Origin of the sequence: Vibrio sp. 10N.261.55.F4 (assembly GCF_041470465.1) — a bacterium.
GTDB classification, from domain to species: Bacteria; Pseudomonadota; Gammaproteobacteria; order Enterobacterales; family Vibrionaceae; genus Vibrio; species Vibrio crassostreae_C.
Window position 1 is genome coordinate 259616 of the sequence record NZ_JBFRMM010000004.1, and the last position, 26292, is coordinate 285907.

The following is a 26292-nucleotide window of genomic DNA, read 5'->3' on the forward strand; positions in this document are numbered from 1 at the left end:
TCGCTCCTCCATTCATTATGATTCAGAAATCAGCATTTCACCGTATATTCGCTGACTCGGGCATAAGGTCTTTTCGGCTAATTTAAGGCCTATTCGGCTAATTTTCTCAGCTTCTCTGGCAGCTGAAACTCGCCAGAGCTACGAGAAAGTTCGCTCACCGTTGGTGAATCCAATGGTCCTTTCACCGAATAATTTACTTGGGTAAAGACTTCCACAACTGGCGAGATAACCGTGGTCACCGCCAATACGTACAGCGCCGTTTGAGGGGTTACCGCAAAGGCCGTTAATACGGGAATACCCGAGGTAATATCTGGGGTAAAGTTCACCTCAGCATCAACCTGACGCGTGTTGAGGTTAGCGATACCTTTGATTTTCATCTCACCTGCGACCGCATCCATGTTCAGATCATTGGTCAGGAAGATACCATTTTGAATCTCGCCCGTTCCGGTGATGCTGTTGAAGGCCATACCTTTATCAAACACATCTGAGAAATCGAGCTGCATCTTACGGATGATCGAATCTAGGCTAAACAGGCCAAGTAATCGAGCTGCGCCGCTCACATCCGAGATAATGCCTTTACCAAACTTGGTTTTAACGTTGCCATCAAGGGTATCCATTTTGATTCCCCAAGGCGAACCATCCCAATTTAGTTGACCTTCCAACGCGAATGGCGCTTTTTGAATCCCGGAAGTAATACCAAAGCGCTCCATGAGCTCGCTGTTGTTTTCACCTTCAACATCAACGGTTAACGATGAATGACTCTTGTCACCTTGCAGTTCCCACCAGCCACTCACATCCGCTTTGTTACCGCCGCTTCGCACCTGGATTTTGTTCCACTCGATACGATCTTCGTTCCTCGTCATTTCAACATCGACCTTACCCACCTTGTAGCCTTGCAGCCAAAAGTCGTTCAGCGTCAGGGTCAGGTTTGGCATCGCATCGTGGATCTCTCTATCCAATTTGGATATCAATGGCGCAGCTTGTTCTTTACGTTGCAGCAGTTGCTGATCTTGGTTGTTCTTATCACTCCACTCAGGAACAAACAGATGCAGACGATCCAGTGAAACTGTCAAATCATAAGGAGGCAGGTAGTTAATATCCCCTTCTAGCTCTTGGCTAGACACTTCCATTTGCCACGCCTGTTTGTTCTTACTAGCACTAAAATCGACGTCATTCCAAGAGATACCACCCAAGATCAGCTCTTTACTCTCAAAGGTAATACGGCTTGGCGCAGGTATGGTTGGCGTGTTCATTTGACTAAGTACAGCCGTTGAAGGCTTTACCGGTTCCATTACAACCGATAACCAATCATCGGCATTGAATTTGTCTGTACGAATCAGTGCGTGATGGCCCACCACCGGGCTAATTTTGTAGCCACCGCGACCAAGCACTAAGTTGGTCGCCGTTAACTCAGGCACGTCGCCTGTGATATCAATCTCAGCTTGGTACTTGGTGTTTGGCAATTGCAGGCGCGCGGTAATCGTCTCTTGGTTACCCGATGCCTGTAGCCTTGCAGAGCCACTTTCTAGTGATTTTTTCGCCAATGGATATGGGTAATCACTCGCCAAGTATTTTAGGTCTGACTGTAAGTCTAGTTGGTAGGTAAAGCCGATATCATTCAGCTGGATATCAATCTGGCTTTGCCATTGCGCATGACCTGATAAGCGGCTTAACCATTGCTCACCGATGTAAGGTTCTAGAGGCTTGACGTCCCAATCACCTAACACATCAATATCAACTGCATAGCCAGGACCATCATTAAGGCCCTTAAAATCAAGCGAGATACCTTGGTTAAGCAGATCCGCAGCGAGGCCATTTGCCGTCACTACGTCATTATCAAATTCAATTCGACCCGTGGTGTTCTCGAGCACCATTGGCGGCGCTTCAATCTCAACATGGTTGCCACTTAAGTCGGCGTAACCCCATGCTCTTGCTTCTTTTTCAGAATCAAACGGAATATTCAGCTGGAACTCAGAAGAGACATCACCACTCACTTGAAGTGCGGTTAAGGCTGCGCCTACCGAGCCCACCAGTGGCGAAGACGTCATGTAATCGCGTACTGCGTTGCCAGACGCCGTCGCTTTAGCTTCAATTTCAATATGGCCGCCTTCCCCTAAATAAGGAATGCGTCCTGTGATTCGATCTGCCGTCACATCCATCAGTTGAGCTGAGCGAGAATCCAAATGCATCGCATCATTTTCAAACAACAGATCAAGCTGAAGATCAGTAATCAGTGGCCACGCGGTATCAAAGCTGAATTTCGCATCTTCTAAGCCAACCCAAACCTGGAAAATACCATCGTGGTTAGTGTATGGGTATTGAGACAAATCACCATGCCACAACAGTTTTACGGTATCCGCTTTACCGGCTTGAATCGCAGTTGAAAGGTAGTCTGTTAGATCTTGCCCAAGAGCCAGTGTAGGTAAGTAGCGCCATGTTTCACCGACATTGTAAGCGTCCGCTTCGCCGTAGAAGGATAAAAACGGGCTCGCATCTTTTGGGAAGTCTAAGCGGAATGCGCCTAGTACTTGTAAATCGGGGGTGGCAGCTGTGATTTTGTCTGACCACAGCTTCCAGCCGTTTTCATCTTGCTGCCAAACAATATCAACCTGACCTTGTTTGATATTCAAAGGCGCTTGGAATACGTCACCATAAGGGAACACATCGTCAATAACATGCAGGCTAGCTTTCGCTTCCGAGGCCGAACCAAACACACTACCAGACACTTGGCTAAAGCCTGGGACTAGTTCCCACTGCTCGATAGCAAGATCAGAAAAACTGGCTGAATAACGTAAACTGTCAATTCCCGAACCCATGGAAACACGGATATCAGAAACAGAGCCGCCCGGCGCCAATACGTTAATCATTTTGGTTGATTGTTCAGAGTCAGGCAGCAGCTTAATCAACGGAGTAATAGTCGCAATATCCAGCTCAGAAATGTTGAGTTGCCATGGACCTTGATTCCACTTGAACGCTACGTCGAGTTCCGGCCAAGGTGTGTCATCCGTTCTAAGGTTTAGTGAGTGACCATTTACTTGCCAACCATCATCAGTCGGCGACAACTTAAAGACACCGGACTCAAGCATGAGGTCATGCTCGCCATCTTCGTTCCACGCCAGTTCTGAGGGTAAAACCTCAACATAAGCGCTCACTGGCTTGCTATTTCGCAGCGTAAGCCAACTATTCAAGCTCACAGTACCCGTTTCAATGCCGGATTCCGCCTGCATATAATGCGTAAGCCATGGCTTAACAGAAATGCTGTCGGCACTGACATAAAACTCACCAGTCACATCAGTCAGTGACCCACCATCAATAAAGTTAGCACTCACTGACAGAGAGTTTAGATTGGCATCTTTGATACTCACCACACCTTCAGCAAGGTGATGTTTGTCTGAATTTTGCCATTTTAAGGTTTCTATATCGAGCTGACGTTCTTCACCCGAAACAGAGTGATAAAGAATAGAAGAATCTTTTGCAGTTACATCGACGAGTGTTTTTAGCAGTAAATTATCGAGCTCTTGTATCACTCGCTTGGAAGACTCGGGATCTGTAGGTTCGTCTTTGCCATTTTGTCCGGCAAACAGATCAATTGAGCGGATATCAAGATACATTTGATTCATGACTAGATCGGCCACAACCGGGCGCATCTGCACGAGCGATTGAATCAAGTCAAACTCGACTTCAACACGCTCAACAGAGAAGGTCACATCTTCTGCATTGGGGAGGCTAGCTTTAACGCCTTGCAGAGCAATAGAGGGGTGAGTGTTACGCCAAAAACCGCCCACATCTTGAATCGAAAAATCAAAACCGGAGTGTTGGTTTACCCAAAGCTCAATTTCAGATTGATACTTGTTTAAATTGGGCAAGGCTACACGCAGTGTAGTAACGGCAATGGCTAGCGTTACTAAGAGAGTAACCACTAACCATAAACATGCACGTAGAATCAGAGTAACGCTTGAGCTCACAAAATTTCCATTACATCATAACAACATCAAACTGCTCTTGTATGTACAGAGGCTCAGCCTGGATTTTAACTTGCTTACCAATAAAGACTTCAAGCTCCGCAAGCGCATGAGATTCATCGCCCTCTAACGCCTCAGCTACGGCAGCTGCCGCATAGACCACAAATTTATCGGCGTCGTACGCACGATTCACTCGCGTGATCTCTCGAAGAATTTCATAACAAACGGTTTCAACTGTCTTCACACTGCCGCGGCCTTCACAAGCAGGACAGCTCGAACATAGGATATGCTCAATACTTTCACGAGTACGTTTACGAGTCATCTCAACCAACCCAAGCTGCGTGAAGCCATTAATATTGGTTTTCACACGGTCTTTGTCGAGCGCAGCCTCTAAAGAAGTTAGTACTCGCTTACGATGTTCCTCAGACAACATATCAATAAAGTCGATAATGATGATGCCACCTAAGTTACGTAGACGCAGCTGACGAGCAATCGCTTGAGTCGCTTCTACATTGGTGTTGAAAATCGTCTCTTCTAGATTACGACGACCAACAAACGCGCCAGTGTTGATATCAACCGTGGTCATCGCTTCAGTTTGGTCGATAATCAGATATCCACCAGACTTTAATTCGACTTTACGATCCAATGAACGCTGAATTTCGTTCTCGGTATCGTACATATCAAAGATAGGCTTATCACCTTCATACAGCTCAAGCTTGTCTGTCAGCTCAGGCACGTATTCAGAGGTAAACTCTTTTAGGTTTTCATATTCTAGACGAGAATCGACCTGAATCTTGCTCAGCTCAGTACCGACGAAGTCACGTAAGATACGTTGGCTTAAGCAAAGCTCACCATACAAACGAGTACGCGCCTTGTGCTTACCACGACGCTCTAATACTTTTAGCCATAATCGCTTCAAGAATGCGGCATCTTGTGCCAACTCATTTGAATCTGCACCTTCTGCTGCTGTGCGGATGATGAAGCCACCGTGTTCGTCACAGTAACGAGACACGACTTTTTTAAGACGGTTACGTTCAGACTCGCTGTCGATACGTTGAGATACACCAACATGACTTGCGCCCGGCATAAATACCAGATAACGAGACGGTAGAGTGATATCAGTGGTTAAGCGAGCACCTTTAGTACCAAGAGGGTCTTTGACCACTTGCACCACAATGTCTTGCCCTTGACGGACAAGCTCTGAAATATCACGAACCTGAAATTGTTTCTTTTCGTTTTCAGCGACACATTCAGTGTGTGGGACAATATCAGAGGCGTGTAAAAAAGCTGCTTTCTCAAGGCCTATATCCACAAAAGCCGCCTGCATTCCCGGAAGAACACGGCTTACACGTCCTTTATAGATATTTCCTACGATACCGCGTCGAGCATCTCGTTCGACATGGATCTCTTGAAGAGCCCCCCCTTCAATCATGGCCACACGAGTTTCACTCGGGGTCACGTTCAGCAACAATTCAGCACTCATGGTGCACCTCAGGTTAGTAATTATAAGAATTCTTGCAGTAGCTGGTCCGTTTCAAATAAAGGTAAGCCGACAACGGCGTAATAACTACCTTCGATTCGGGTGACAAAGCGTCCGCCCAAACCTTGGATCCCATAGCTACCGGCTTTATCGCATGGCTCCCCTGTTTGCCAGTATTGTTCTATTTCTTTTTCACTGAGGGGTTTAAACCATACGTCGGTAATAATGATTTCTGTTCTTTGTTTTTCTTCTGAAACCACAGAAACCGCCGTCATCACTTGGTGACGTTCATTCGCTAACTGAGTAAGCATGCGCTTAGAGTCAGCAAAATCGGTGGGTTTCTCAAGCACTTGCCCTTGGCTTACGACGACTGTGTCAGAACCAAGAACGACTATATCAGAGCCATGATCTACAGTATCAGAACTAGGAACGACATGCTGCCTTTCAGAAGGGTTATCTTTCAATAAAGACAACGCAGCTAAAGCTTTATCTAAAGATAGTCGCTTAACATATTCTTCGGCGGTTTCTTGAGCGTGTTTACACTCTTCAACATCGGTTACGAGGACAGAAAACTCATAACCGAGTTGAGATAGCAATTCTTTGCGGCGTGGAGAGCCGGATGCCAAAACTAAATGTTTCTTTTCCATCGTCACGCTACCTCACATGCCAATGGCGACGCACGCGTCTCATTAATAAAAACATCCAAGGCCAAAGTATACAGTTTATCAATGCGCTCCATAACGATAACGGATTGAAAACAACATCTTGGATCAAATATTCACCAAAGAAGATCAACACCTCAAACAAGACCGTTAACGCGGCAATGATCATCGCTTGCTGCCATAACGCCATGTTACGAATGACGAGGAAGTTCATCGCAATAATGTACATCACTATTGCCATCATCATGCCTCGAATACCCAGAGTAGAGCCGATCAAAAGGTCCCACAATAAGCCTAAAATCAAAGCACTACCCACGTTAACACGATGCGGTAGAGCCAAAACCCAGTAACACGTAACCAGCAGTAACCAAGATGGTCTAAATAAATCTAAGCTACCAGGCCAAGGGATCGTCTGCAGAATCAGTGCTATTAAAAATGAGCAGAAAATTACTACCTTGCTTCTCAAAACGCTATTGGCCATCTTCGCCCTCTAACAATGCTTGTTCTATGCTCGATTGATCCGCTTGCATCTGTTTGTTTTCATCAGGCCATACAAGCAGCAGGTATCTGAGCTTATCGAACTCAACCACAGGCTCTGCTTTAATCACAGCGAACTCACGTTTCGGGTCGTAATCAACGGCCGTAACATAGGCGACTGGATAACCTTCTGGATATACCCCACCAAGACCTGATGTCACCAACAGATCTTCTTCTTGTATATCGGTACTGGTTGGAATGTGCTCTAGCTGGATCTCATCAATCATGCCATTGCCCGAAGCAATCACACGGATGTCATTACGAATAACCTGAACAGGAATCGCATTGTTTGCATCAGTGAGTAGTAATACACGACTATTATGAGCAGCAACGAAAGTGACTTGGCCGACAATGCCTTTTTCGTTGATCACCGGCTGACCTTCATACACCCCATCAATCTGACCTTTGTCGATCACGACTTGATGGCGATATGGTGAAGTGTCTACCGCCATAACTTCTGTGACGACTTTCTTCTCATCACGGATAAACGGCGAGCCTAACAGCTTACGAAGGCGCTTGTTTTCTTCTTGATATTGCTCAAGCAGAATCAGCTCGCTCTTCAGACGCAAGACTTCTCGTTTAATATTATGGTTAGATTCAATTAACCCTTTGCGAGTGCTAAAACGGTCGTAAACACCATCGAACATAGTGCGAGGCAAGTTGGCTGCATATTGAATAGGCGCAACCATGCTGTTTAATAGATAGCGAACATTTGAGAAAGCATCTAAACGACTATCAGCCAGCATAAGGCTGGCTGATAAAATTACAGCAAAAAACAGGCGCAATTGTAGAGAGGGACCTCTACCAAAAATTGGCTTCATTCTATATTTGGTCCTAGAGCTACATTTGATCCTATAGACAAGGTCCTAGGCTCTTTACATAAAACTAGATAAGAAAAGAGCCTAACACTAGATATTATTCTTCGCTGAACAGATCGCCGCCGTGCATGTCGATCATCTCTAGAGCTTTACCGCCACCTAGAGCAACACACGTTAATGGCTCTTCTGCAACAACAACAGGGATACCTGTTTCTTCTGTTAACAGGCGATCAAGGTCTTTAAGCAGTGCACCACCACCTGTTAGTACCATACCGTTTTCTGAGATATCAGAAGCCAGCTCTGGTGGACACTGTTCAAGTGCAACCATCACTGCAGATACGATGCCAGATAGAGGTTCTTGAAGTGCTTCAAGGATTTCGTTTGAGTTTAGGCTAAAGCTACGAGGCACACCTTCAGCAAGGTTACGACCGCGAACTTCGATCTCATTGACTTCATCGCCAGGGTAAGCTGAACCGATTTCGTGTTTGATCTTCTCTGCTGTCGCTTCACCGATCAAGCTGCCGTAGTTACGACGAACGTAGTTGATGATCGCTTCATCAAAACGGTCACCACCAATGCGAACAGAAGACGAGTAAACCACACCGTTCAGTGAGATAACCGCAACTTCAGTAGTACCACCACCGATATCAACAACCATTGAACCTGTTGGCTCAGAGACACGTAGGCCAGCACCAATCGCAGCAGCCATAGGCTCATCGATTAGGTAAACCTCACGAGCACCAGCACCTAACGCTGATTCACGGATAGCACGACGCTCAACCTGTGTTGAACCACAAGGTACACAAACCAAAACACGAGGACTTGGTTTAAGCACACTGTTGTCATGCACTTGTTTGATGAAGTGCTGAAGCATTTTTTCCGTTACGTAAAAGTCGGCAATTACACCGTCTTTCATTGGACGGATCGCTGAGATGTTACCAGGCGTACGACCAAGCATTTGCTTAGCAGCGTGGCCAACAGCAGCGACACTCTTTGCAGAACCCGCACGATCTTGGCGAATAGCTACAACTGAAGGCTCATCAAGAACAATGCCTTGGCCTTTTACATAAATAAGGGTATTGGCTGTACCTAAATCAATCGATAGGTCGTTTGAAAACATGCCACGAAGTTTTTTAAACATATTCTTCGCTCATCCTGCAAGAATTAGAAGACAAAAATTGCACTAAATGTACCAATGCCTTGCTGTTACGGCAAGGCATTGAAGTACAAACATGGACTGAAACCCGCAATTTCTTACAGATTCCTAACTTAAGGGGCAAAAATTATATTATTACTGACCTGTTAAGCCACTTTCACCTCGGTAGATCACACGATCGTTACCACGGTAGATACCAAATGTGACGACGGTGGATGGATCTTCATCACCCAGTTGGCGCCAGTTGTAACGTAGCCATGGTTGATCTTGATCACTGCCACTACATGAGATGTTATTTCCGCCATCGCTATCAGGCTCAGAGTCATCCATTCTTAACCACAAACGAACTTGCTCACGTGGCGCGTCTGTTCCTGCTGGCGTATTTTGATTTGCTGTGACCTCTTCTTCTCCATCATCCACATTTCCACTACCGTTAAGTGAAACTAAAGTGGTTGCCGCCCCTTCACTGTGCCAAATAACTTGTTTACAAGTATTAGCCCCATTGAAGGTACTGCGGTCATCATCCTCGTTAACAATAAACTCGCTGCCATCCCAGAACTCAGCGCGCAATGGAATAGTTAGAGTAGTATCAGAATTGCCACCAATATCATCTAGCACCATTCGACCATAACGAGCTGGAGGCTGGACCGGAAACTCGACAGAATCAGTCAAAATATCAGAGTCAGTAAATGAAACAGGATCAACTCCTGCAACAGTCAAGCCAAAGTGGGTAATAGTGGAGTTAGCATCTGAAGTATTAAACGGTGCATCTCTGCGGCTAACGTCATCCAAATCCGTAACTCGCTGAAGAACAGCGGCACTATCGTTCAACAACCAATGCTTACGATCAGTAGACCAAGTGCCTGCCTCAGTATCCAGCAAGAACCCATTATCGACAGCTGTATCATCCAGAATACCAAAACTGGCTTGTAGGCTCGGGGCAAAGAATTGATAGTTGTTAAGCGCGTTACCAACACTGCTTTCACCTGATGCCATTGGGTATACCTGATGAACGGTTGAGTCATAAGGTTGACTTAGGTACGCAATATTATTTTGATTTGTAACATTCCATTCAGGGTTCTCTTGCAGGAAGTACTTCGGATAGAAGCGGCCAATTGATTTACTTCCAGAAAATCCACCAAGAATCTTGCCGTAAAAGCTGCTCGAATCTTCAGTCACTTCAAAATTTATACTACCAACTTCTGAATACTTTAAACTTTTGAATTTATAACCATTATCATTAGGACTAATATCGGAACTAGACTGAGTCAATTGGCTGCCAGGCTCTAAGCTACCAAGCACTGCACCATTATTGCTAGGTGTATCCAGAGTATGAGTTGCAACGACAGCACCAGAGGACAGCAAATAGTTTTGTGTTACTAAGCTATTGTTACACGAAGGGTTAGCGTTACTCGAGAATCTAATTGGTTTAGCAAACACGTCAAACTCTTCCCCCGCTGCAACAAACGCATTCCCACCACTGCTGTTACCATCAGAATTGCTGCCCGTACAAATAGCAAATTGCCAAGGGCGAGAGTTAACCAAGAAGCTACCTGAAAGTTTATCAGTACCACTCTCAGGACAACCCGAGATCTCACTACAGTCAAAGCTGTTGTCGGTCAACGTTACTTTGAATTGACCTGATTCTTGAATCGAAAGTGTATCGGTTGTTTCACCGTTATCACTCACCTCAAAATCAGGCGTATAATCTAATAAGGTTATCGCACTATTTCCGTTCGCAGGTTGAACGATACCTAAACTAACTTTAGGGGTGCCTACATAATCTTGTGATAAAGAAGAATCTTGCGAATTACAAGAGGATACCTTTGCCGTCACGAGGTAATCATCCCCAGCCACAACAAACTGTTCATCAACATCGAACTTATAAGGTACAAAGTTAATTTTTGATGCAGCCGTTTCTAAATCACCATTCCAAGTACCACTGGCATCATAACTCTCTAACTTAGATGAAGATAAGTACAAAGTTTTTTGCCCATTAACAAAGTGACTTTGGTAATCCCCCGAAGATGTAGAGCAACTGTTTCCATTCTCATCTTCACACCACTTCCCAGTAGAATTTGGTGAATGTGATGCAGTGAAGTTATCTTGAACGGTGCTAATCACGTTGCCATCATCATCTACGACTTTAAACTCAACCTCAGCGACCTCACAAGTTAGAACATGAGAATATTTTGGGGTAACGACAAGAGAACCAGTTGGAAGTGGAGGAAGTGGACAGCTATAGTCAGGTTTATTAATAACTAAACCACTCTGCGAAACAACGCTCGCAGCAGTAACTGCGCCTTCCACTGTAAGTAAGTTTGGCAGGTTAAGTGTTTTCGCTAAAATAAAGCCTCTAAAGTTTCCTTTCAACTGTACAGTTGCATCTGGAGCATAAATGATTGGGTATGCGTTCTCATTAACAATATCGACGCTATTATTAAATTTAAAGCTTGTAACTACATTTATTTTAGAGCTATTTTCAAATATAAAATCACTTCGGCTTGTATCCGAAGCCAAAAAGTTATTAAAAGTTACTGATGATTGTTCAGGGATAATTAATACTAAACCACTACCATTTGATATTTCGAAATCATCAATATATAAACCATCTTTAAGGTGTACCCTTATTTCTGGATACTCATTGCCTAAATCATTTATATATAGTCGTTTCAAGTCTTCATTGATATACACATTAGCATTAGCTCCTGCTAACTCAAATGAACACAAGTTTGACGCATCACATCTAGACTTGATGTTTTTATCAATAGCTAGGCTCTCTGTTACAGAACGACTCGGAACATTAGGCAACAAACTATGGTCAATCTTTCGTCGGTTTAGTTGACCATCCTCATTCCCTACAGCACAACCTAAATCATCTCCACAGACATCATGGTTGTACATTTGATTTGTACCTCCCTCTAAATCAAATCCGACTAAAAGCAAACTCTCGGGATCAGGATTAGATGGACTCCAAGATCGATCATTGTCAATTGAAAAAGCATCAAGATAATCGGGAGACCAGCCATTGAAAGTTGTGCCCCACCCATTATTAATAATCAATGAACTCTCAACCCCAGTCCAACTTTGGATAGGCTCAGGAAACAAGTTACATACGTTAACCGGAATCTCGACCTCGGGAATTTCAAATGCGAAATAGCCTACTGATTCATAAGCTCCATGTTTACGAGTACTAAGAGAAGTAGCATCTTCATCAAATGCGAATGTAAATTGCGACTCTCCTCCACTCACATACTGCTTACAATAACGTAGCCAACCACCATCACCACCATTTCGGGTTTGCTTATTAGCAATAACACCAAACTTATTAAAGTTTTGATGTAGTGATATTTCGTTATTCAGACATGACCAGCCTATAGATTTACCTGGCTCTATTTCAGTTTTTTGGTTGTAGGTATCAGGCGCTTGGAAAAACTCTATTTTTGATGTTTTAGACTCATCTTGCCCTGAAAAAGTAGGGACAGCTAAATAAGCGATTTGCTTAGCTGAAGAAGTTGGCCCTTGTCGACCACGCTCTAGAGCAAGCTTAAATTTTTGGTTAGTTAAACCAGAGATAGCTGTTGTGGCCCAATCTCGGTCCTTGCCCTGAACTTGAGCCATGATCACGGGGTTTGTAATATCACCTCCCTGATATGAGACCGTTTCCCAATCAGAACTGCCACAGGCATTGCCTTTACATTGAGCCTTAGAAGTTATGATGTTTCCAGCTTCACCATAAACCTTGGAACCATTATGATCGTAAAATGTTAACCTTCCGGGATCGGTAACAAAATAATAAATAGGTGACATTCGATCGGTTGAACTATAACTCTCAGCCGATTCACTTTCTATTGTTGCGCCTTTCTTTGAGTCCCAAATAGTTGCAACACTAGCCTTTGTTGGCACACTATTCACGATATCATCAGGATCGATAGTCGACATTAAGAATACAATTGGATTGTCATATTGCTTCTGGAACAACAAGTTACAACCATAAGTACAATCCATACCTTCAATAGAACCAAACTCATATTGAACATCCTCCAAATCAGGGACTGGTTCTTTTTCTCCATCGGCACACTCAACTACAACGGTATCACCTGACACTTCTAAAGTACCATTACCACCGTTTATCACAATTGAAGTAGTCTGTTTCTGTTCATATCCAGAGCCTGTATCAAGCTTGTAAATGAGACTGCCGTTTTTACCATTATTAGAAGTCGGTCTATAAATTAGGAGAACTCTTTCTCCTGGATTCACGTTCTGATCGGTTATCTTAGCGTTACTACCACTAACGCTGGACCACAATTTAACTACAGAGTTATTTGACGTAAAAGTGATCGTGACAGGAGTTGGGTTTGGAATAGTAAAAGCAACAGAAAAGCCATCTTGTCTTTTTAGATCATTACATTGTTCAGGAGAAAATTCGTCAGCTATCGAAACGAAAGATGTCCCACATAAAACAATCATGACTGCAGTGAGCTTCAAAAAGTTCGCGTAACAACGAGGAAGATTTTTAATGGCTCTAAAAAGACCAACCCATAATTTCATACTCACTCCCTCACCCAAACTTCTTGAATACGCTGTACTTGGTTGATACCTGAGCCACAAATGGCTGTTGATTCAATCTTAAAAAAACCAACATCATCTAAAATTCCGATCGGAGTACAAGTTAACTCTTCAACTGTACAGATAGTCGACATCCCACTGCTCACTTGATTTGAATTTAAGTTACCACACGCTGCACTAACACTTGTTGAAACCGCGGGAGATACAGTCAAAGGGTACACTTGAGTAAGTGCCCACTCATTCGCAGAGTGTGCTAGCAACCAAGCCTGTGTCCCAAGTTGCTTACGGGTCAATGTATCGTGATTTGACCATTGGACTTGCACTAGAGAAGTCGCGAGGAAGCCCATCACCACGATAACAAATACCGCGACGACCAAAACACTCCCTTGTTGAGATGATTTACTATGGCGCATTGAGTACCTGCACATCTTGTTGATAAACACTGATTTCGTTGTTTTGCTCAAGCACAAGTTCGATATGAATCACACCACCGCGCTGTAAGCTTGGCTCTTCGTAACGGAAGTTACTTTTTGTATAGTTAACGCTATCTGTGACCCTTACGCCATTACGCTCAATGACACCTTGTCCTTCGATAGTATTGTTCACTATACAGAAGCTGACATGATTGTTTTTTTCATAAATATAGTGTCGTTTTGCAATAGACTCACTCACAAGACTCAAAGCTGTAACACTGAAAGAGTTGGTATTCTGAACTGCACCCGAGACGTCAATTCGTTTATTGGACTCCACTGCCAAATCATTAAAACTACTTGGATTTATAATAAGATAATCTCCTACAGAGAGACTTGGGGCATCTTGACCAACAATGAAGTCCAATTGATTGCCTGGTTCATCGAAGTGATAAAAACCGGAATATTTGATCGAATAGAATGAAAGACACTTTCTATCAAAAGCAAGTGTAGGTAAAAAAGTCTGAACTTCAGTGAAGCTATTGGGAACTGCGTGGCTTATCTCTCGCGACATTTTCTCAACAACAAACTGCCCTTTTACTTGCACCTTTTGTCTATCGATAGTGTCGACATAACCTTTCATGCCATATTCAACAAAGCCTGCAATCGCTAGGCCAATGACGGCAACCACAACAATGGTTACGATCATTTCTATCAAAGTAAAACCACGTTGTTTCATTAGTAGTTCCCCTTGTAAGCAACCAAGCTATAACGGTTGTTACCACCAAATATCTGTAACTCAACTCGCTTCATCGTTCCAATTACATTGTCGTTAAGCCCGTCCATGTCTTCGTCATAAAACACCAAGACCTCAACACGGAAATTGGCATAACTGTCTTCGATATTTTCATCTAGGATATTAGCGAGTGGGTACTTCGTTGATGAGACACACGCTGACTCCGTAGTGTCAGTGTACCAACAACCAATATAGTCATCGACATCATTGAAAGCTGCGGGCGTTGCCTCTGCCCCATCCACTCCCAGTTCATTAGGAGCAGAACAAGCCGTCGCATCTGCGTCCCCACAGCGCACCAAACCACCATCAAAATCACTATGTTCATCAAAACCACGTGCCAATATTTGATTCATCAAACTCTGGCCTAGCGCCACGGAACGGTTTTGATATTGTGGGTCTGCTGAACTTGCCACTTGTGGTGCTAAAAAACTACTAATCGTCACCATCGCAATACCCAGTACGATAATCACAACAATACTTTCAATCAGAGTAAAACCACGTGAGCGAATCATAGACACGCCCCTTCACTCACATAACCTTGAGAATTGATACACACACTGGCTTGGTTTTGCGCTGAGGTAATCAAGATGCTCACACCACTACTGGCGGTATCAAGCGGGTTACCGAGAAGATCAAACGTAATTTGTGACACTGAAGGTGTAGTACTAAACGAGACTTGATCAGCTACAACTAAATCGCTCCGAGAGTTAGGGTCACTAGCACTGCAACCTCTTGAACTACCAATACAACTAGCATTGATAGTTATGCGGCTGCGCAGACAAAGTTTTTGAAGATCAAGGTTACTCGTATCGTTACAGTAATTGTATAAGTTGGGGATATTGGTTTGAATGCGATTCACTTGAACCTGACGAATCACCGAGATAATTTGCTCTTGCGCAGTAAAAGTGGAATAGCTAGAGGTACCAACGAAGCGACTCGCGGCAAACGTTGAAATAATACCGAGGATAATGATAACGATGATCAGCTCTACCAGAGTAAAGCCGTTGGATTTGGGGCTGTTATCCATAATGAGCCTCTAACTGCCAAGCGAATACTAATTATACAAGATAACGAATGTAGTGATCTTATGTATATGAATAGTTTTGATATTTATTAGCTTTAGATAGAAAAAAGGCCAGCAGGAGCTGGCCTAAAACAATGAATACTAATTAGTCACACGCAGTATTTGGTTCGTTATCTTCACCAGGAACCACAATAGCAGCTGTAGCAGGAGCATCGGCAGCCGTAGCTTCTGAGTATCTTACACAGCTTCCCGTGAAATTTTGAATACCATATACCAACGTAGCATCAGTACCTACAGTACCTGTAGAGCTTAATTCTACAAACTCACCAGATTGATCAATCGTAGATCCAATACCAGCCGAAGTTGCAATAGGGTAACCGAAAGAATGAGCAATATCATCGATAGTCGTATCTGCTGCACTTGCCGCAACATATTGCTGAGCTTCAATACCTTCAATTGCAGCCTTACCATAAGAAATTCCCATTGCACCAGAAATCGCACCACGTAAGCCTTGTAGTGTCGAGTTTTTCGCATCATCTTGCAGGTTTAGGAAGCGTGGTGCCGCAGTTACAGCAAGAATACCTAGAATAACAATTACAACCACTAGTTCGATTAGGGTGAAACCGCCTTGTCTTTTCATAGTTTAGCTCTCTCTATGTTTAATTTTACGCAGACTTACTGCAAAGTTACGGTCACACGACCAGTTTTAATTTCGTAAACAAATTCATGTTCTGTACTACCTTCTAATTGAACGTAAGTACAGGTTGCATCACCTGAATTCGCTTGCGCTGAATATTTGTAATTTGAGTCATTAGCGACATCTGAAACCGCACCTACTTTAGGTGGATTTTGCAGCAAGTTTTCCATCAACTCAGAACATGTTTCATCTGAAATATCTTGTGGAGCAGTGCTCGAATTATTGTTCAGAGTCCACGGATAGCCATCACGAAAGTCGGTCTCGACGTTGTTACTGTTTTTTGATCTTGTTAACCAAAAATCAACACCATCATAGTTTACAGTATTGTATGTTTCAACACCTATCTTCTCTGACGGCCTTGCTTCCGCTTCCCATTGTGCTCTTGCTGACAAAACAGCCGTTGCAAAGCCACCAGCGACACCTTCAATACTGGATTTCTTGGCTTCATCCGTCACATCAAGAAAACGAGGCAACGCAGCGACCGCCAATAAACCAACAACTACGATCACTATCACTAATTCGACAAGGGAGAAACCCTTTTGATTCTTAAGCATTTTCTACCTACTCATCTAATTATTAACGCGCATTATACATTCGCGCACGTATAAAACCATACTAAAACTGTCAATATTTTCACAAAGCCAAAATATTGGCTTTTACACTAAACCTTTCTCTTTCAAGCAATATATCTACCTGATATTTATCAGCATAATGATAACTACAGTGAAAGTGTCTGTTGTCACTTTTATCTTCAACTCTTGGAGAGCTTAGCCCTAAAATGCTCCCTTGAGGATATAATTGATCCAGCCAATAATTACAGTCTCGCTCCGTACCTTGGATAGGCATTACCCACCCAGTTCTGCTGTAGATCTTTGGGGGTTCCGAGCCTTCTTCTTGCCCAGCACCCGATAACAAATACTGCTGTTTGAACAAATTGGCTTGCTCTAAAATCCGCTTGCTCGCGACGATAAATGCCGTGTTAGTCGCTTCTTCTTCTACCGTTTTGAATGCCGAAAGCACACCGACAATAAGAAAAAGAATAACCACTGTCCAAATAACAAAACGTGAGCGTTGTAGGTTATTTAGCATTCACTAGCCTTTGATCGCATCCAACATTCCCCACATCGGCAAGAAGATACCTAGCGCCAAAATCAGCACCATGCCTGCAACGATGGTTAACAAAATGGGTTCAATTCTGGCGGTTAAGGTTTTCAGATCGTAATCGACTTCGCGGTCATAAAAATCAGCCACTTCAAGTAATAGCTCATCAATACGACCCGTCTCTTCACCGACGGAGATCATTTGTATCACGAGCGGTGTGAAAATTTCGCTGTTAATCGCGGTCGACGAAACCGTACTACCGGCTTCAATGGCCGATTTCATGGCTTGAACTCGCAACTCTAGAAAACGGTTATCTAAAGCTTCCGCCGAAAGCGCTAGCGACTGGTTCAGTGGAACACCCGCTTTAAGCATCAAAGCAAAAGTACGCGAGAAGCGTGACAACAGTGCTCGATTCACTACCCCGCCAATGACCGGCATTTTTAAGCGTAATCGATCCCACTTTTCCAAGCCTTTGTCTGTCTTCACCCAAGCTTTAAAAGCGAAGATAAGACCAAAGATCACTCCAAGCATTAAGCCCCAGTAATTCACAAAGAACTCAGACATACCAATCAAGATACGAGTAGGCAGCGGCAAGTCGACACCAAAGCGCGCAAACATGCTTGAGAACTGTGGAATAACCTTGATGTTAAGAATGAACATTGCAATCAAGATAAAACTGATCACGAATGTTGGGTAACGCATCGCAGTCTTAATTCGTTTGCGAGTCTCAACTTCTTGTTCGTAATATCCAGCTAATTGCAGTAAAGCCTGATCTAGACGGCCTGTGTTTTCACCAACGCCAATCATCGAGACAAACAACGGACTGAATACCTTTGGGTGCATCTGCATTGACGCCGCTAAGCCGCGACCATTAGTTAGCTCAGCAACCACCTCTTCCAAGGCGGCTTTCAGCTGCTTATTTTCGCAGTTTTGAGTGAGGCCTTTCATCGATCTTAATAGTGGTACACCCGCTTTGGTTAGGCTGTATAACTGTCGACAAAACAGAACCAACACCTCTAACGGTACACTCGGAAAGAACAGACTCGATACATCCATATCTAAGACTGAACCACCACTTTTGCCCAGTTTGATAGAGGTTGGAATGATCCCTTTACTCATCAAGCTTTCAGCAGCAAGATCTTCGTTATTCGCGTCTAATTGCCCACTTACTTGACTACCATCAGAGCTGCGACCTACATAACGATACGTTGGCATATCATTCTACCCCTACAGATAAATTGGGTCAGTGGCACCGGACGCATCACCTTCGCCAAGATGCATTATCTCATCAAGACTCACGACACCTTGCAGAGCCAATTCCATCGCAGAAGCCAATAACGGTTTATAGTTTTCAGACTGTCTCGCCTTTTGAGCAAAACCTACCGCATCATTAGCTCTCAGTGCATCCATCATGTTTTGCTCTAGCTCCAACATTTCAAATACACCAATTCGCCCGCGGTAACCGGTTAAGTTACAGTTCTGGCAACCACGGCCTTTCATAAACGGCACACCTACTTGGTTAGGGAAACGGACGCTCAGCCATTGCTTGCGAGGTTCATCTAACTCATCTTCAACCTTACAATCTGTACACACTTTACGAACTAATCGCTGTGCGACTACTGCTCGAACAGCGCTCGCGACCAAGTAACCCGGAGCACCCATATCCATCATACGCAACGCGCTGTCTACCGCATCATTGGTATGTAACGTACTTAATACTAAGTGGCCGGTCAGTGCAGCTCTCAAGCCTATCTCAACGGTTTCGTGGTCACGCATCTCACCGATAAGAATAATATCGGGATCCTGACGTAGAAAGGTTCTCAAGATAGTAGAGAAATCGAGATTGATCTTAGGGTTTACCTGAACTTGATTCACACGAGGTAGGCGGTATTCCACCGGGTCTTCCGCAGTAATGATCTTTTTACCCGGTTCGTTTAACTCACTTAACGCGCCGTATAAGGTTGTTGTTTTACCTGAGCCGGTTGGGCCTGTAACCAAAATCATGCCATGTGGACGGCGCAATTGTTGACGCAGACGAACCAACAGATCACTCGGTATGCCCGACTCTTCTAGTTTACGTAGGCCTGCTGACTGGTTAAGAAGACGCATAACCACTGATTCACCGTGCTGTACTGGCATGGTCGACATACGAATATCAACCGACTGACCTTTAGCTCGGATATTAAAGCGACCATCTTGAGGAAGACGTTTCTCTGAGATATCGAGGTTTGCCATCAGCTTCAAGCGCAGTACAAGTGCAGAAGCGATATTCACTTCATTCAGCAATGTTTCATGCAGTACGCCATCAATACGCTGACGAAGACGCAATACGTTTGAATCTGGCTCGATATGAATATCCGAAGCGCCAACCTGAATAGCATCTTCAAATAGTGAGTTGATCAGCTTAACGACGGTAACTTCATCACTGTCTTCTTCAGCGATATCGAAATCAAAAGCATCATTAACTTGGTGTTCAGCGTGAAGTTGCTCAGCAAACGAGGCAATCTCTTTGGTTCTTCGATAATAGCGATCGAAGCCATCAACCAATTGCCTTTCTTGAGCAACAACGAATTCAAGCGCGTAATCGCCGAGCTGACCAAGTAAAGACTCTTGGGCAAACAGATCCGCAGGGTCACTCATTGCAACACGCAAAGTGTCACCTTGGCGTCCAATAACCAATGCACGAAGGCGACGAGCATGTACTTCGGGTAAAAGCTGTACTGCTTCAACATCGACAACGGCTCGGCTTAAATCAATAAGAGGAATCGCTAACTGCTGCGACAAAAAGCTCAGCATTTGCTGTTCTGACAAGAAGCCAAGCTCAATTAGCGCATCACCCAGCTTACGCCCAGTACTTTTCTGAGCGGCCAGTGCTTGTTCAACTTGAGCCTCAGTGATAATGCCTTCTTCGACAAGCAAATCACCAAGTCTTTTTCTTAATCTAATTTGCATCGCCGCTCTCCTCTAAAGCATTGAGTATTTTTAACCGGTCACGCACAAAGCTTTGTGATTGAGATGAGATACCGACTCTAGTCAACGCACCTTGATATGATTGTTTTGCTGCAGCGAAGTCTAACTGGCGTTCTTGCTGAATCGCTAAGCCCAACCACCAGCGAGCGTTATCTGAATCGACTTCAACCAACTTTTGATAACTCTCGAGTGCGATTTCTTCTTGCTGTGATTTTTGGCTCAACGCCGCACGCATTGCTAGATACTCTTGAGTTGGATGCGGAGGCATGTGTACTAAAGGGCTCAGCGCCGCTTCTGATTGATTCGCTTTAACCAGCAGTTTAGATAACCCTAATCGCAATTTTTCACTGTTGATGTTGAGCTTAATTCCAGACTGATAAAGCTCATAGGCTTTGCGAGTATCGCCTTTACCAAAATAGAGAATCGCAAGTTTCTGACGGACATCTTCATTTCGTGGCGTGTAGCGTAGAGCTTCAGTGTAGCCCTTCAACGCACCAGTAAGATCGTTCGCATCAAGCGCTTTCTGAGCTCGACCTTGTGCATTCACAGATAGCTGTTCCGGAGTTAACTCAACCTGTTCGATCAACATTCCGCTATTTTCTGAATCACCAGAGGCTACAGGCTCATTAGAGATAGACGCAGGATCTTTTTTGGCCACACTAGCAACGTAAACTGGTTGGGGGATGTCAGTCCTAATCGTTTTAGGCGTGCTTAGAGGTTTAGCCGGTGTTTGTTGTTTTGTCGCTTTTGGGGCAGACATAACAACTGATTCGGAAACACTAGGCTTAGATTGAGCGCTTTTTGCCATCGCAGTGTTTTCTGTTGAAAGGATCGCAGAGTCTAGTGTCACCAATTTCTTAGTTGGCGATGAGATAGGTTGAGCGGCTTCCTGGATGCCATTTGAATCATCAACGACAGAGACTTGAACCTGTAAATCTCGAGTTGAGATTGACTGCTCAACAATAGACTGATCAATCACAGGGCCTTGCGATATCGCCCAACCGCCCATCGCTAAGCTCAACGTAAAACCTGCAACAACCCAAACTAGGGGGGAACGCGTTTTTACTTTAGGTACGACTGCCGCTTCAATCGAAGTCGCTGACTTTTTCTTTGCCAATTCAGACAAGGCGTTGTTAATGACGCTCATAATTAATTCCAACCCCACAGTATTGGCGTTTTAAATTTAGGCTTACACACATCGTACGTTTCATGCATAGCTGAAAAAAGATGTTGGTTGTCGATACTTTTCTTATCTTCACTGAACGAAAGCAATAGAGCCTTATGGCAAAGTTGGTTTATCAATCTAGGGATACCTAACGACGAACGACAGATCGCCTTTTTTTGATTCAAGCTGAATAACTCAGGACTGCCACCAGATTTAGCGATTCGATTATCAATATAAGCCACCGTTTCATCGAGATTCAGCGGTCTCAGTGTCGAACTAAATGTGATTCTTTGGCGAAACTGCCTTAGGTGATAAGCCTCTAATCGAGCATCCAATTCTGGCTGACCTAATAGAACAATCTGCAGCAGTTTTTTATCTTCCGTTTCAAGGTTACCAAACAACCTTAATGTTTCGAGCGCTTCATCCGATAGAGCCTGAGCTTCATCAAGAATAGCCACCACTCTTAAACCAGAATTGTGCAATTCAATGAGCTTATGCTGAATGTTATCAACCAAGGTTGCTTCATTATCGACAGCTAAACCAAGCTCTGTTGCAACCGCCTGGCGCAAGTCTGCCCCTGATAACACAGGGTTTGGTAAGTAGATCAGAGCTGTACAGTCATGTAGGTGATTGACCAACATCCGGCAAACCATGGTTTTTCCAGTGCCTACCTCTCCGGTCACCTTAATCACGCCCTCGCCCATTTCCAACGCCGAGATTACCGTCTGAATCGCTTCGAAATGAGGCGCTAAACCATAGAAGAAATCGGTATTCGGCGTTAAGGTAAATGGCAGTTGTTCAAAACCAAAGTGAGCTTGATACATACGACGACCTAGCTTAGTGAGACACTGCCACTCTATATTGAGAAAGTAAGCAATTACTCTTCATCAGGGAACCACTGCTGAAGAAGATCACGTGAACGCTCCAACTCATTTTGCCAAGTATTCACACCCACGATCGTTGGCTTAAGCAAGATCACGAGTTCAGTTTTTTGCGTTAACTGATTGGTGTTACGGAACAAATGACCTAAGGCTGGAATATCACCGAGGAATGGAACTTTAGAGGTCACATCACTGGTGTTGGATTTCATCAAACCACCAATAACAACCACATCGCCATCTCGAGCTCGAATCACTGAGTCAGACTCACGAATAGAGCTTTTCGCCAAAGGAAGTTGCACCAAGCCCGTAGTGGAACCTAGGTTGAGCTCTTTCACTTCTTCCTCTACTTCAATAACAGCTGGGTGAACATGTAAGAACACACTGCCTTTATCGTCTATCTGAGGGGTCACATCTAAAGAGATACCAGAGAAGAACGGAGTTAATTCAACCTCAGGTGCGACATTCGCGTCATCACCACTACCAACCGAACTTGATAAATCTGTTACGTAGTATTCGTCGGTACCCACTTTAATAACCGCTTTCTGGTTATTTGCCGCCGTGACTCGCGGGCTCGATAGAACATTAAGGTCACCTTGAGTGTCCATAAAGCTCAAAACTGCTTCAAAGCTGCCATCTGAAATCGTTACGTTAGTTTGTCCGCCTAACAAAGAGCTGATTGCATCTAACGGCGGTAAAGTACTTGCCGGACGATCAATTACAACGCCACCGCTGCCAATCGACTTAGACAAATTCGACCAGCTAATTCCTTGTTGGTAACCATCACTCAAGGTTACTTCCATGATTTTGGCTTCTAGGATAACTTGACGCTGCAGGCGTTTTTGAGAAATACCTAAGAACTCTCGAACCTCACGAATTTCGTCAGGGTAAGCACGCACTGTAATCACACTCGCTTGCGGGGTCACGACAACGCTTTGCCCATCGCCCGAGCCAATTAAGTGAGCAACCGCCGCTTCAAGCTGTGGCCAAAAATCACTTTCAGAGGTCGTTTCAATCTCTGTACCACCATTCGATGTCGAGTTTGATGAATTAGAAGAGTTAGATGAATTTGACGAGTTTGAGTTCGAGTTTGAAGAGCTCGATGAATTCGAATCTGAGTTAGAGATCGTGCCGGTGGTGATCGTCGTTAGTGAGCGACCAGAACGCTTAACTTGTAAGTAATCGACAGGGATCGTTACGGTGCGAAGACCGGCAGGATAAACTTGAATCACTTTGCCACGCTTTTCAATATCGTAGCCATACATATCTTGAGCAACAGCCAGTACCTCATCTAACGTCACGTCCGTTAGATTAAGCGTAAGGTTTCCAGACACACTTGGGTGAATAGCCGCACTATATTCCGTACCTTTCACTAAGCTGGCAAAAAAAGTTCTCGCTTCAACGCCTTTTGCCTGAATACGAAAACGCTTAACCGTTTCCATCCCCGGAGACATCGAGTCAGAATTAAGCTGAGGCATAAGGTCATCTTGAACCGACGAAGGCAGCTCATGAAGCGCTCTGCTATTCGCTTCATTAATCGATTCGTTTAAAGACTCTTTAATCTCAACAGGATCTCTATGCCCCATCGAACAGCCGACTAAAGATGACACTAGGATTGCTACTACAAGTTTACGCATGTCTTCACTCTAACCTTAATTATTCTTAACATCTAAAGAGAACATCTCTAATTTCCACTGCTTAGAGCTTCTCTGCAGAGTGACGTATTCTGGATCTATGTTCTTAACTCGGTACCCTCTGATCGTTTCCCCTTGTCCGAGAATCTGACCATTCATAATCGCATAGCAAGGCGTATCTCCCTTACACACGATGCTTTCTAAAGAAGGCAAGCGATAACGAGTTGGTGCTTTCTTAGCAGGCGCCGTTTTCTGTTGAGGTGAAAGCCAGCCTAATGGCGCCGTGGGATCTTGCTCAGCCCACACAAAAGAGCTACTAAATAGCAAGGACAACAAAAGAGTTCTAACCACCGATAAACTCCTGTCTAGTACCTAATGTGTAAACCTCGAACACCAGTCGAGCTTTAGGATATTCTTCTACTGAGTATTCAAATGTGCGCCAGTAGTAACTCACAGGTAGAGACTCAAGTGCTTGAAGGTAAGCTGAGATATCAAAGTAACTGCCGGTTAGCTCCATTCTTACAGGGTGAAGAAAGTAGCCTGAATATTCGCTGGTCTCTTTATTGTTCGAAATCGCTTCTGGTTTTAATGACTCTAGCGATTCAAGCTTTAGTCCATTACCGGCGTTAAGAACGCTCTCCAGTAACTGCGACATTTGAGAAGGTGTGATTAATCCATCAACAATCTGAGAAAGCTGAAGAGAGAGATCTTGGCTCTCCACCAGCAGCTTTTTGTACTCTCGATTAATTTCTTTGTCTGGGTCTTTGTTTAACTGAGCTTGCAGAACAAGTAACTCACCTTGCTGCCTTTGATTCGATTGAGTCAGGCTGCTCGCCTTGGCATTTTTAGCTTGTAGATCGAGATACGCAGGCTCAACCAATAAGGTGAACAACAACATCGATAGGCCAACAAAACCACACACAAAAAGTAGCCATTTTTCTCTTTGACTTAATGCAAGAAACTTATCGCTCAGCTGGTTCCACTGCTGCATTATTTACTCTCCCGACGAGTACTTAGCTCAAACGTCACCACATCCTGATCATTACGGCCAATTTTTAGTTTTTCAAAAGTGCGTCCGACTAAATTAAGCTCACTTTTAAACTGACCAATCCAGTTCGGAACGACATTTGCGTTACGAGCCAAGCCACTAAGATCTAAAGTATCGTGGGTCATGTAGATGTGCGAAAGAGAAATGTCATTTCGGCCTAATTTAGCTAAGGAATTCATGACGCCAGAATACCCGACTTGTTGGGATTCGTCGTATTGTCCAACAGCCTTCAAAGCCTCTTTTTTAGCCTCAGTCTCACGTTTGAGACGCGCAACCGCCGCGACTTTCTCTGGAGACGGTTTATGCTGAGTTAACTTACTATTCAATTGGTTAACTTGCTTGTTAAGTTGATTCGAGTCTTGTTGCAGGGCTGTTAGCTCTTTATCTAGATTAGAAACTTGATACTGCATTGCGAAGTAACCACCAAGCATCAAAACACAAACTACTCCCCAGCTCGCAACAACATTGGTCAGCGTAAAATATTCTTTTTTAGGCTTAAGGTGTTCAGGGTAAAGATTGACCTTAAACGTCTCTTTTTCAGCTGCAAGTTTAAGCAACAAACTCTCTGAATTATCACGCTCACCTTCAACCAACAGTGAAACTGTCGAGCTCAATGTACTGTTTAAGGCACTTTGTAACTCTGCTTCATCTTCTTCGTCACAACAGATTTTAAGCTGGTGAAGCTGGGTGCCTTTAATTTGAGAAGAAAGGTAATCAATCGAGCGTTGAAGCTCTAAAGCGAGGCCATCTAACTGCAGAGCACTTGACGCAACACCCGTTAAAGGTGGCACAACACTGCGGATAGTTCTTTGAAAACAAACGGTATTTTCGACAAACGCACCCAATTTAAAGTGTGAATTGACGCTACGTTGTAAAAGAATGAAATTAGACAGTTCGCCTGCACTGTAACCCCAGATTTCATCTTCAGGAGCAACACCTATTAATTCAACCTGAGCCGAATTAGTGATATTCAAAAGCTTGTCCAACAGCTTTTTAGGCAGGACATATACTTGCAGCTTGTTCGACGTTGGTAACGCGACCGCACTCGCAGTAATTTCCGTGACTCTTTCTGAAACAAGATCTTTGAGTAAAAAAGGCAGTGCTACCGACCATTCACTCTCTGGAATGTCCGGTTTATCAATTTGGTAGGTTTGGTAGTAGTTAGCACAGACAATCAGTTGGACGCTATTACTGGTAAACGCCTCACTGCTAAGCGATTTTTTTAGCGCACTCTCCCAGTCCCCATTAACCACTGGAATGCTGGCTACTTGAGGATCTTGTTCTGTCGATGAAATATAAATGGCGTCATTGCCCAGCAAGACAACTTGCGAGCTACCTTTATTATTCGTTGGCTTTATTTTGTCTAAAATCGCTTTAAAATTCAT

General features: G+C 44.1%; 22 protein-coding genes. All 22 read right to left on the reverse strand.

The window, feature by feature from the left end; translation table 11 throughout:
* Positions 1-89: 89 nt before the first annotated feature.
* Positions 90-3965, reverse strand: coding sequence for a YhdP family protein (locus AB4249_RS04740; protein WP_017061364.1), 3876 nt, complete (start codon positions 3963-3965; stop codon positions 90-92).
* A 10-nt stretch (positions 3966-3975) separates the two neighbouring features.
* The gene (gene rng, locus AB4249_RS04745) at positions 3976-5445 is read right to left on the reverse strand and encodes a ribonuclease G (protein WP_017061363.1); all 1470 of its coding nucleotides are present in this window, start codon (positions 5443-5445) and stop codon (positions 3976-3978) included.
* A 20-nt stretch (positions 5446-5465) separates the two neighbouring features.
* Positions 5466-6089 (reverse strand): nucleoside triphosphate pyrophosphatase, encoded by a 624-nt coding sequence (locus tag AB4249_RS04750; protein WP_017066953.1) that lies wholly within the window; start codon positions 6087-6089, stop codon positions 5466-5468.
* 7 nt (positions 6090-6096) lie between these two features.
* Complete coding sequence (gene mreD / locus AB4249_RS04755; RefSeq protein WP_017061361.1) at positions 6097-6585, reverse strand: rod shape-determining protein MreD; 489 nt, start codon at positions 6583-6585, stop codon at positions 6097-6099.
* Complete coding sequence (gene mreC / locus AB4249_RS04760; RefSeq protein WP_004735927.1) at positions 6575-7462, reverse strand: rod shape-determining protein MreC; 888 nt, start codon at positions 7460-7462, stop codon at positions 6575-6577. Before mreC ends, mreD begins: the two co-directional genes overlap by 11 nt.
* Before the next feature lie 94 nt (positions 7463-7556).
* Positions 7557-8600, reverse strand: a complete 1044-nt coding sequence (locus tag AB4249_RS04765) for a rod shape-determining protein (RefSeq protein WP_017068734.1) — start codon at positions 8598-8600, stop codon at positions 7557-7559.
* A 150-nt stretch (positions 8601-8750) separates the two neighbouring features.
* Positions 8751-13166, reverse strand: coding sequence for a DUF6701 domain-containing protein (locus AB4249_RS04770; protein ID WP_372102403.1), 4416 nt, complete (start codon positions 13164-13166; stop codon positions 8751-8753).
* Positions 13167-13168: 2 nt separating this feature from the next.
* Positions 13169-13597 carry an MSHA biogenesis protein MshP gene (locus tag AB4249_RS04775; RefSeq protein WP_372102343.1) on the reverse strand — a complete coding sequence of 143 codons (429 nt, stop codon included), beginning with the start codon at positions 13595-13597 and terminating at the stop codon, positions 13169-13171.
* Complete coding sequence (locus AB4249_RS04780) at positions 13587-14333, reverse strand: prepilin-type N-terminal cleavage/methylation domain-containing protein (RefSeq protein ID WP_102398236.1); 747 nt, start codon at positions 14331-14333, stop codon at positions 13587-13589. The genes AB4249_RS04775 and AB4249_RS04780 overlap by 11 nt, the downstream gene beginning before the upstream one ends.
* On the reverse strand, positions 14333-14902 hold the full coding sequence (locus tag AB4249_RS04785; protein ID WP_372102405.1) for a prepilin-type N-terminal cleavage/methylation domain-containing protein: 570 nt from the start codon (positions 14900-14902) through the stop codon (positions 14333-14335). Before AB4249_RS04785 ends, AB4249_RS04780 begins: the two co-directional genes overlap by 1 nt.
* Positions 14899-15417, reverse strand: coding sequence for a prepilin-type N-terminal cleavage/methylation domain-containing protein (locus AB4249_RS04790; protein ID WP_372102407.1), 519 nt, complete (start codon positions 15415-15417; stop codon positions 14899-14901). The genes AB4249_RS04785 and AB4249_RS04790 overlap by 4 nt, the downstream gene beginning before the upstream one ends.
* Before the next feature lie 142 nt (positions 15418-15559).
* Positions 15560-16054, reverse strand: coding sequence for a type II secretion system protein (locus tag AB4249_RS04795; protein WP_372102409.1), 495 nt, complete (start codon positions 16052-16054; stop codon positions 15560-15562).
* A gap of 35 nt (positions 16055-16089) precedes the next feature.
* The gene (locus AB4249_RS04800) at positions 16090-16665 is read right to left on the reverse strand and encodes a prepilin-type N-terminal cleavage/methylation domain-containing protein (protein ID WP_048618134.1); all 576 of its coding nucleotides are present in this window, start codon (positions 16663-16665) and stop codon (positions 16090-16092) included.
* Positions 16666-16744: 79 nt separating this feature from the next.
* A complete protein-coding gene (locus tag AB4249_RS04805) occupies positions 16745-17200 on the reverse strand; it encodes an MSHA biogenesis protein MshF (protein WP_136982203.1) in 456 nt (151 codons plus the stop codon).
* A 3-nt stretch (positions 17201-17203) separates the two neighbouring features.
* Positions 17204-18427 (reverse strand): type II secretion system F family protein, encoded by a 1224-nt coding sequence (locus AB4249_RS04810; RefSeq protein ID WP_017061351.1) that lies wholly within the window; start codon positions 18425-18427, stop codon positions 17204-17206.
* Positions 18428-18439: 12 nt separating this feature from the next.
* Positions 18440-20164, reverse strand: a complete 1725-nt coding sequence (locus tag AB4249_RS04815) for a GspE/PulE family protein (RefSeq protein WP_017061350.1) — start codon at positions 20162-20164, stop codon at positions 18440-18442.
* Positions 20154-21329 (reverse strand): tetratricopeptide repeat protein, encoded by a 1176-nt coding sequence (locus tag AB4249_RS04820; RefSeq protein ID WP_372102411.1) that lies wholly within the window; start codon positions 21327-21329, stop codon positions 20154-20156. The genes AB4249_RS04815 and AB4249_RS04820 overlap by 11 nt, the downstream gene beginning before the upstream one ends.
* Before the next feature lie 2 nt (positions 21330-21331).
* Complete coding sequence (locus AB4249_RS04825; RefSeq protein ID WP_017061348.1) at positions 21332-22171, reverse strand: ExeA family protein; 840 nt, start codon at positions 22169-22171, stop codon at positions 21332-21334.
* Between the two features lie 53 nt (positions 22172-22224).
* Positions 22225-23862, reverse strand: coding sequence for a pilus (MSHA type) biogenesis protein MshL (mshL, locus tag AB4249_RS04830; protein ID WP_372102413.1), 1638 nt, complete (start codon positions 23860-23862; stop codon positions 22225-22227).
* 15 nt (positions 23863-23877) lie between these two features.
* Positions 23878-24210: a hypothetical protein gene (locus AB4249_RS04835; protein ID WP_017061346.1), complete on the reverse strand. Its 333-nt coding sequence runs from the start codon at positions 24208-24210 to the stop codon at positions 23878-23880.
* A complete protein-coding gene (pilO, locus tag AB4249_RS04840) occupies positions 24203-24850 on the reverse strand; it encodes a type 4a pilus biogenesis protein PilO (RefSeq protein WP_017061345.1) in 648 nt (215 codons plus the stop codon). The genes AB4249_RS04835 and pilO overlap by 8 nt, the downstream gene beginning before the upstream one ends.
* A complete protein-coding gene (locus AB4249_RS04845; protein WP_017065934.1) occupies positions 24850-26292 on the reverse strand; it encodes an MSHA biogenesis protein MshI in 1443 nt (480 codons plus the stop codon). Before AB4249_RS04845 ends, pilO begins: the two co-directional genes overlap by 1 nt.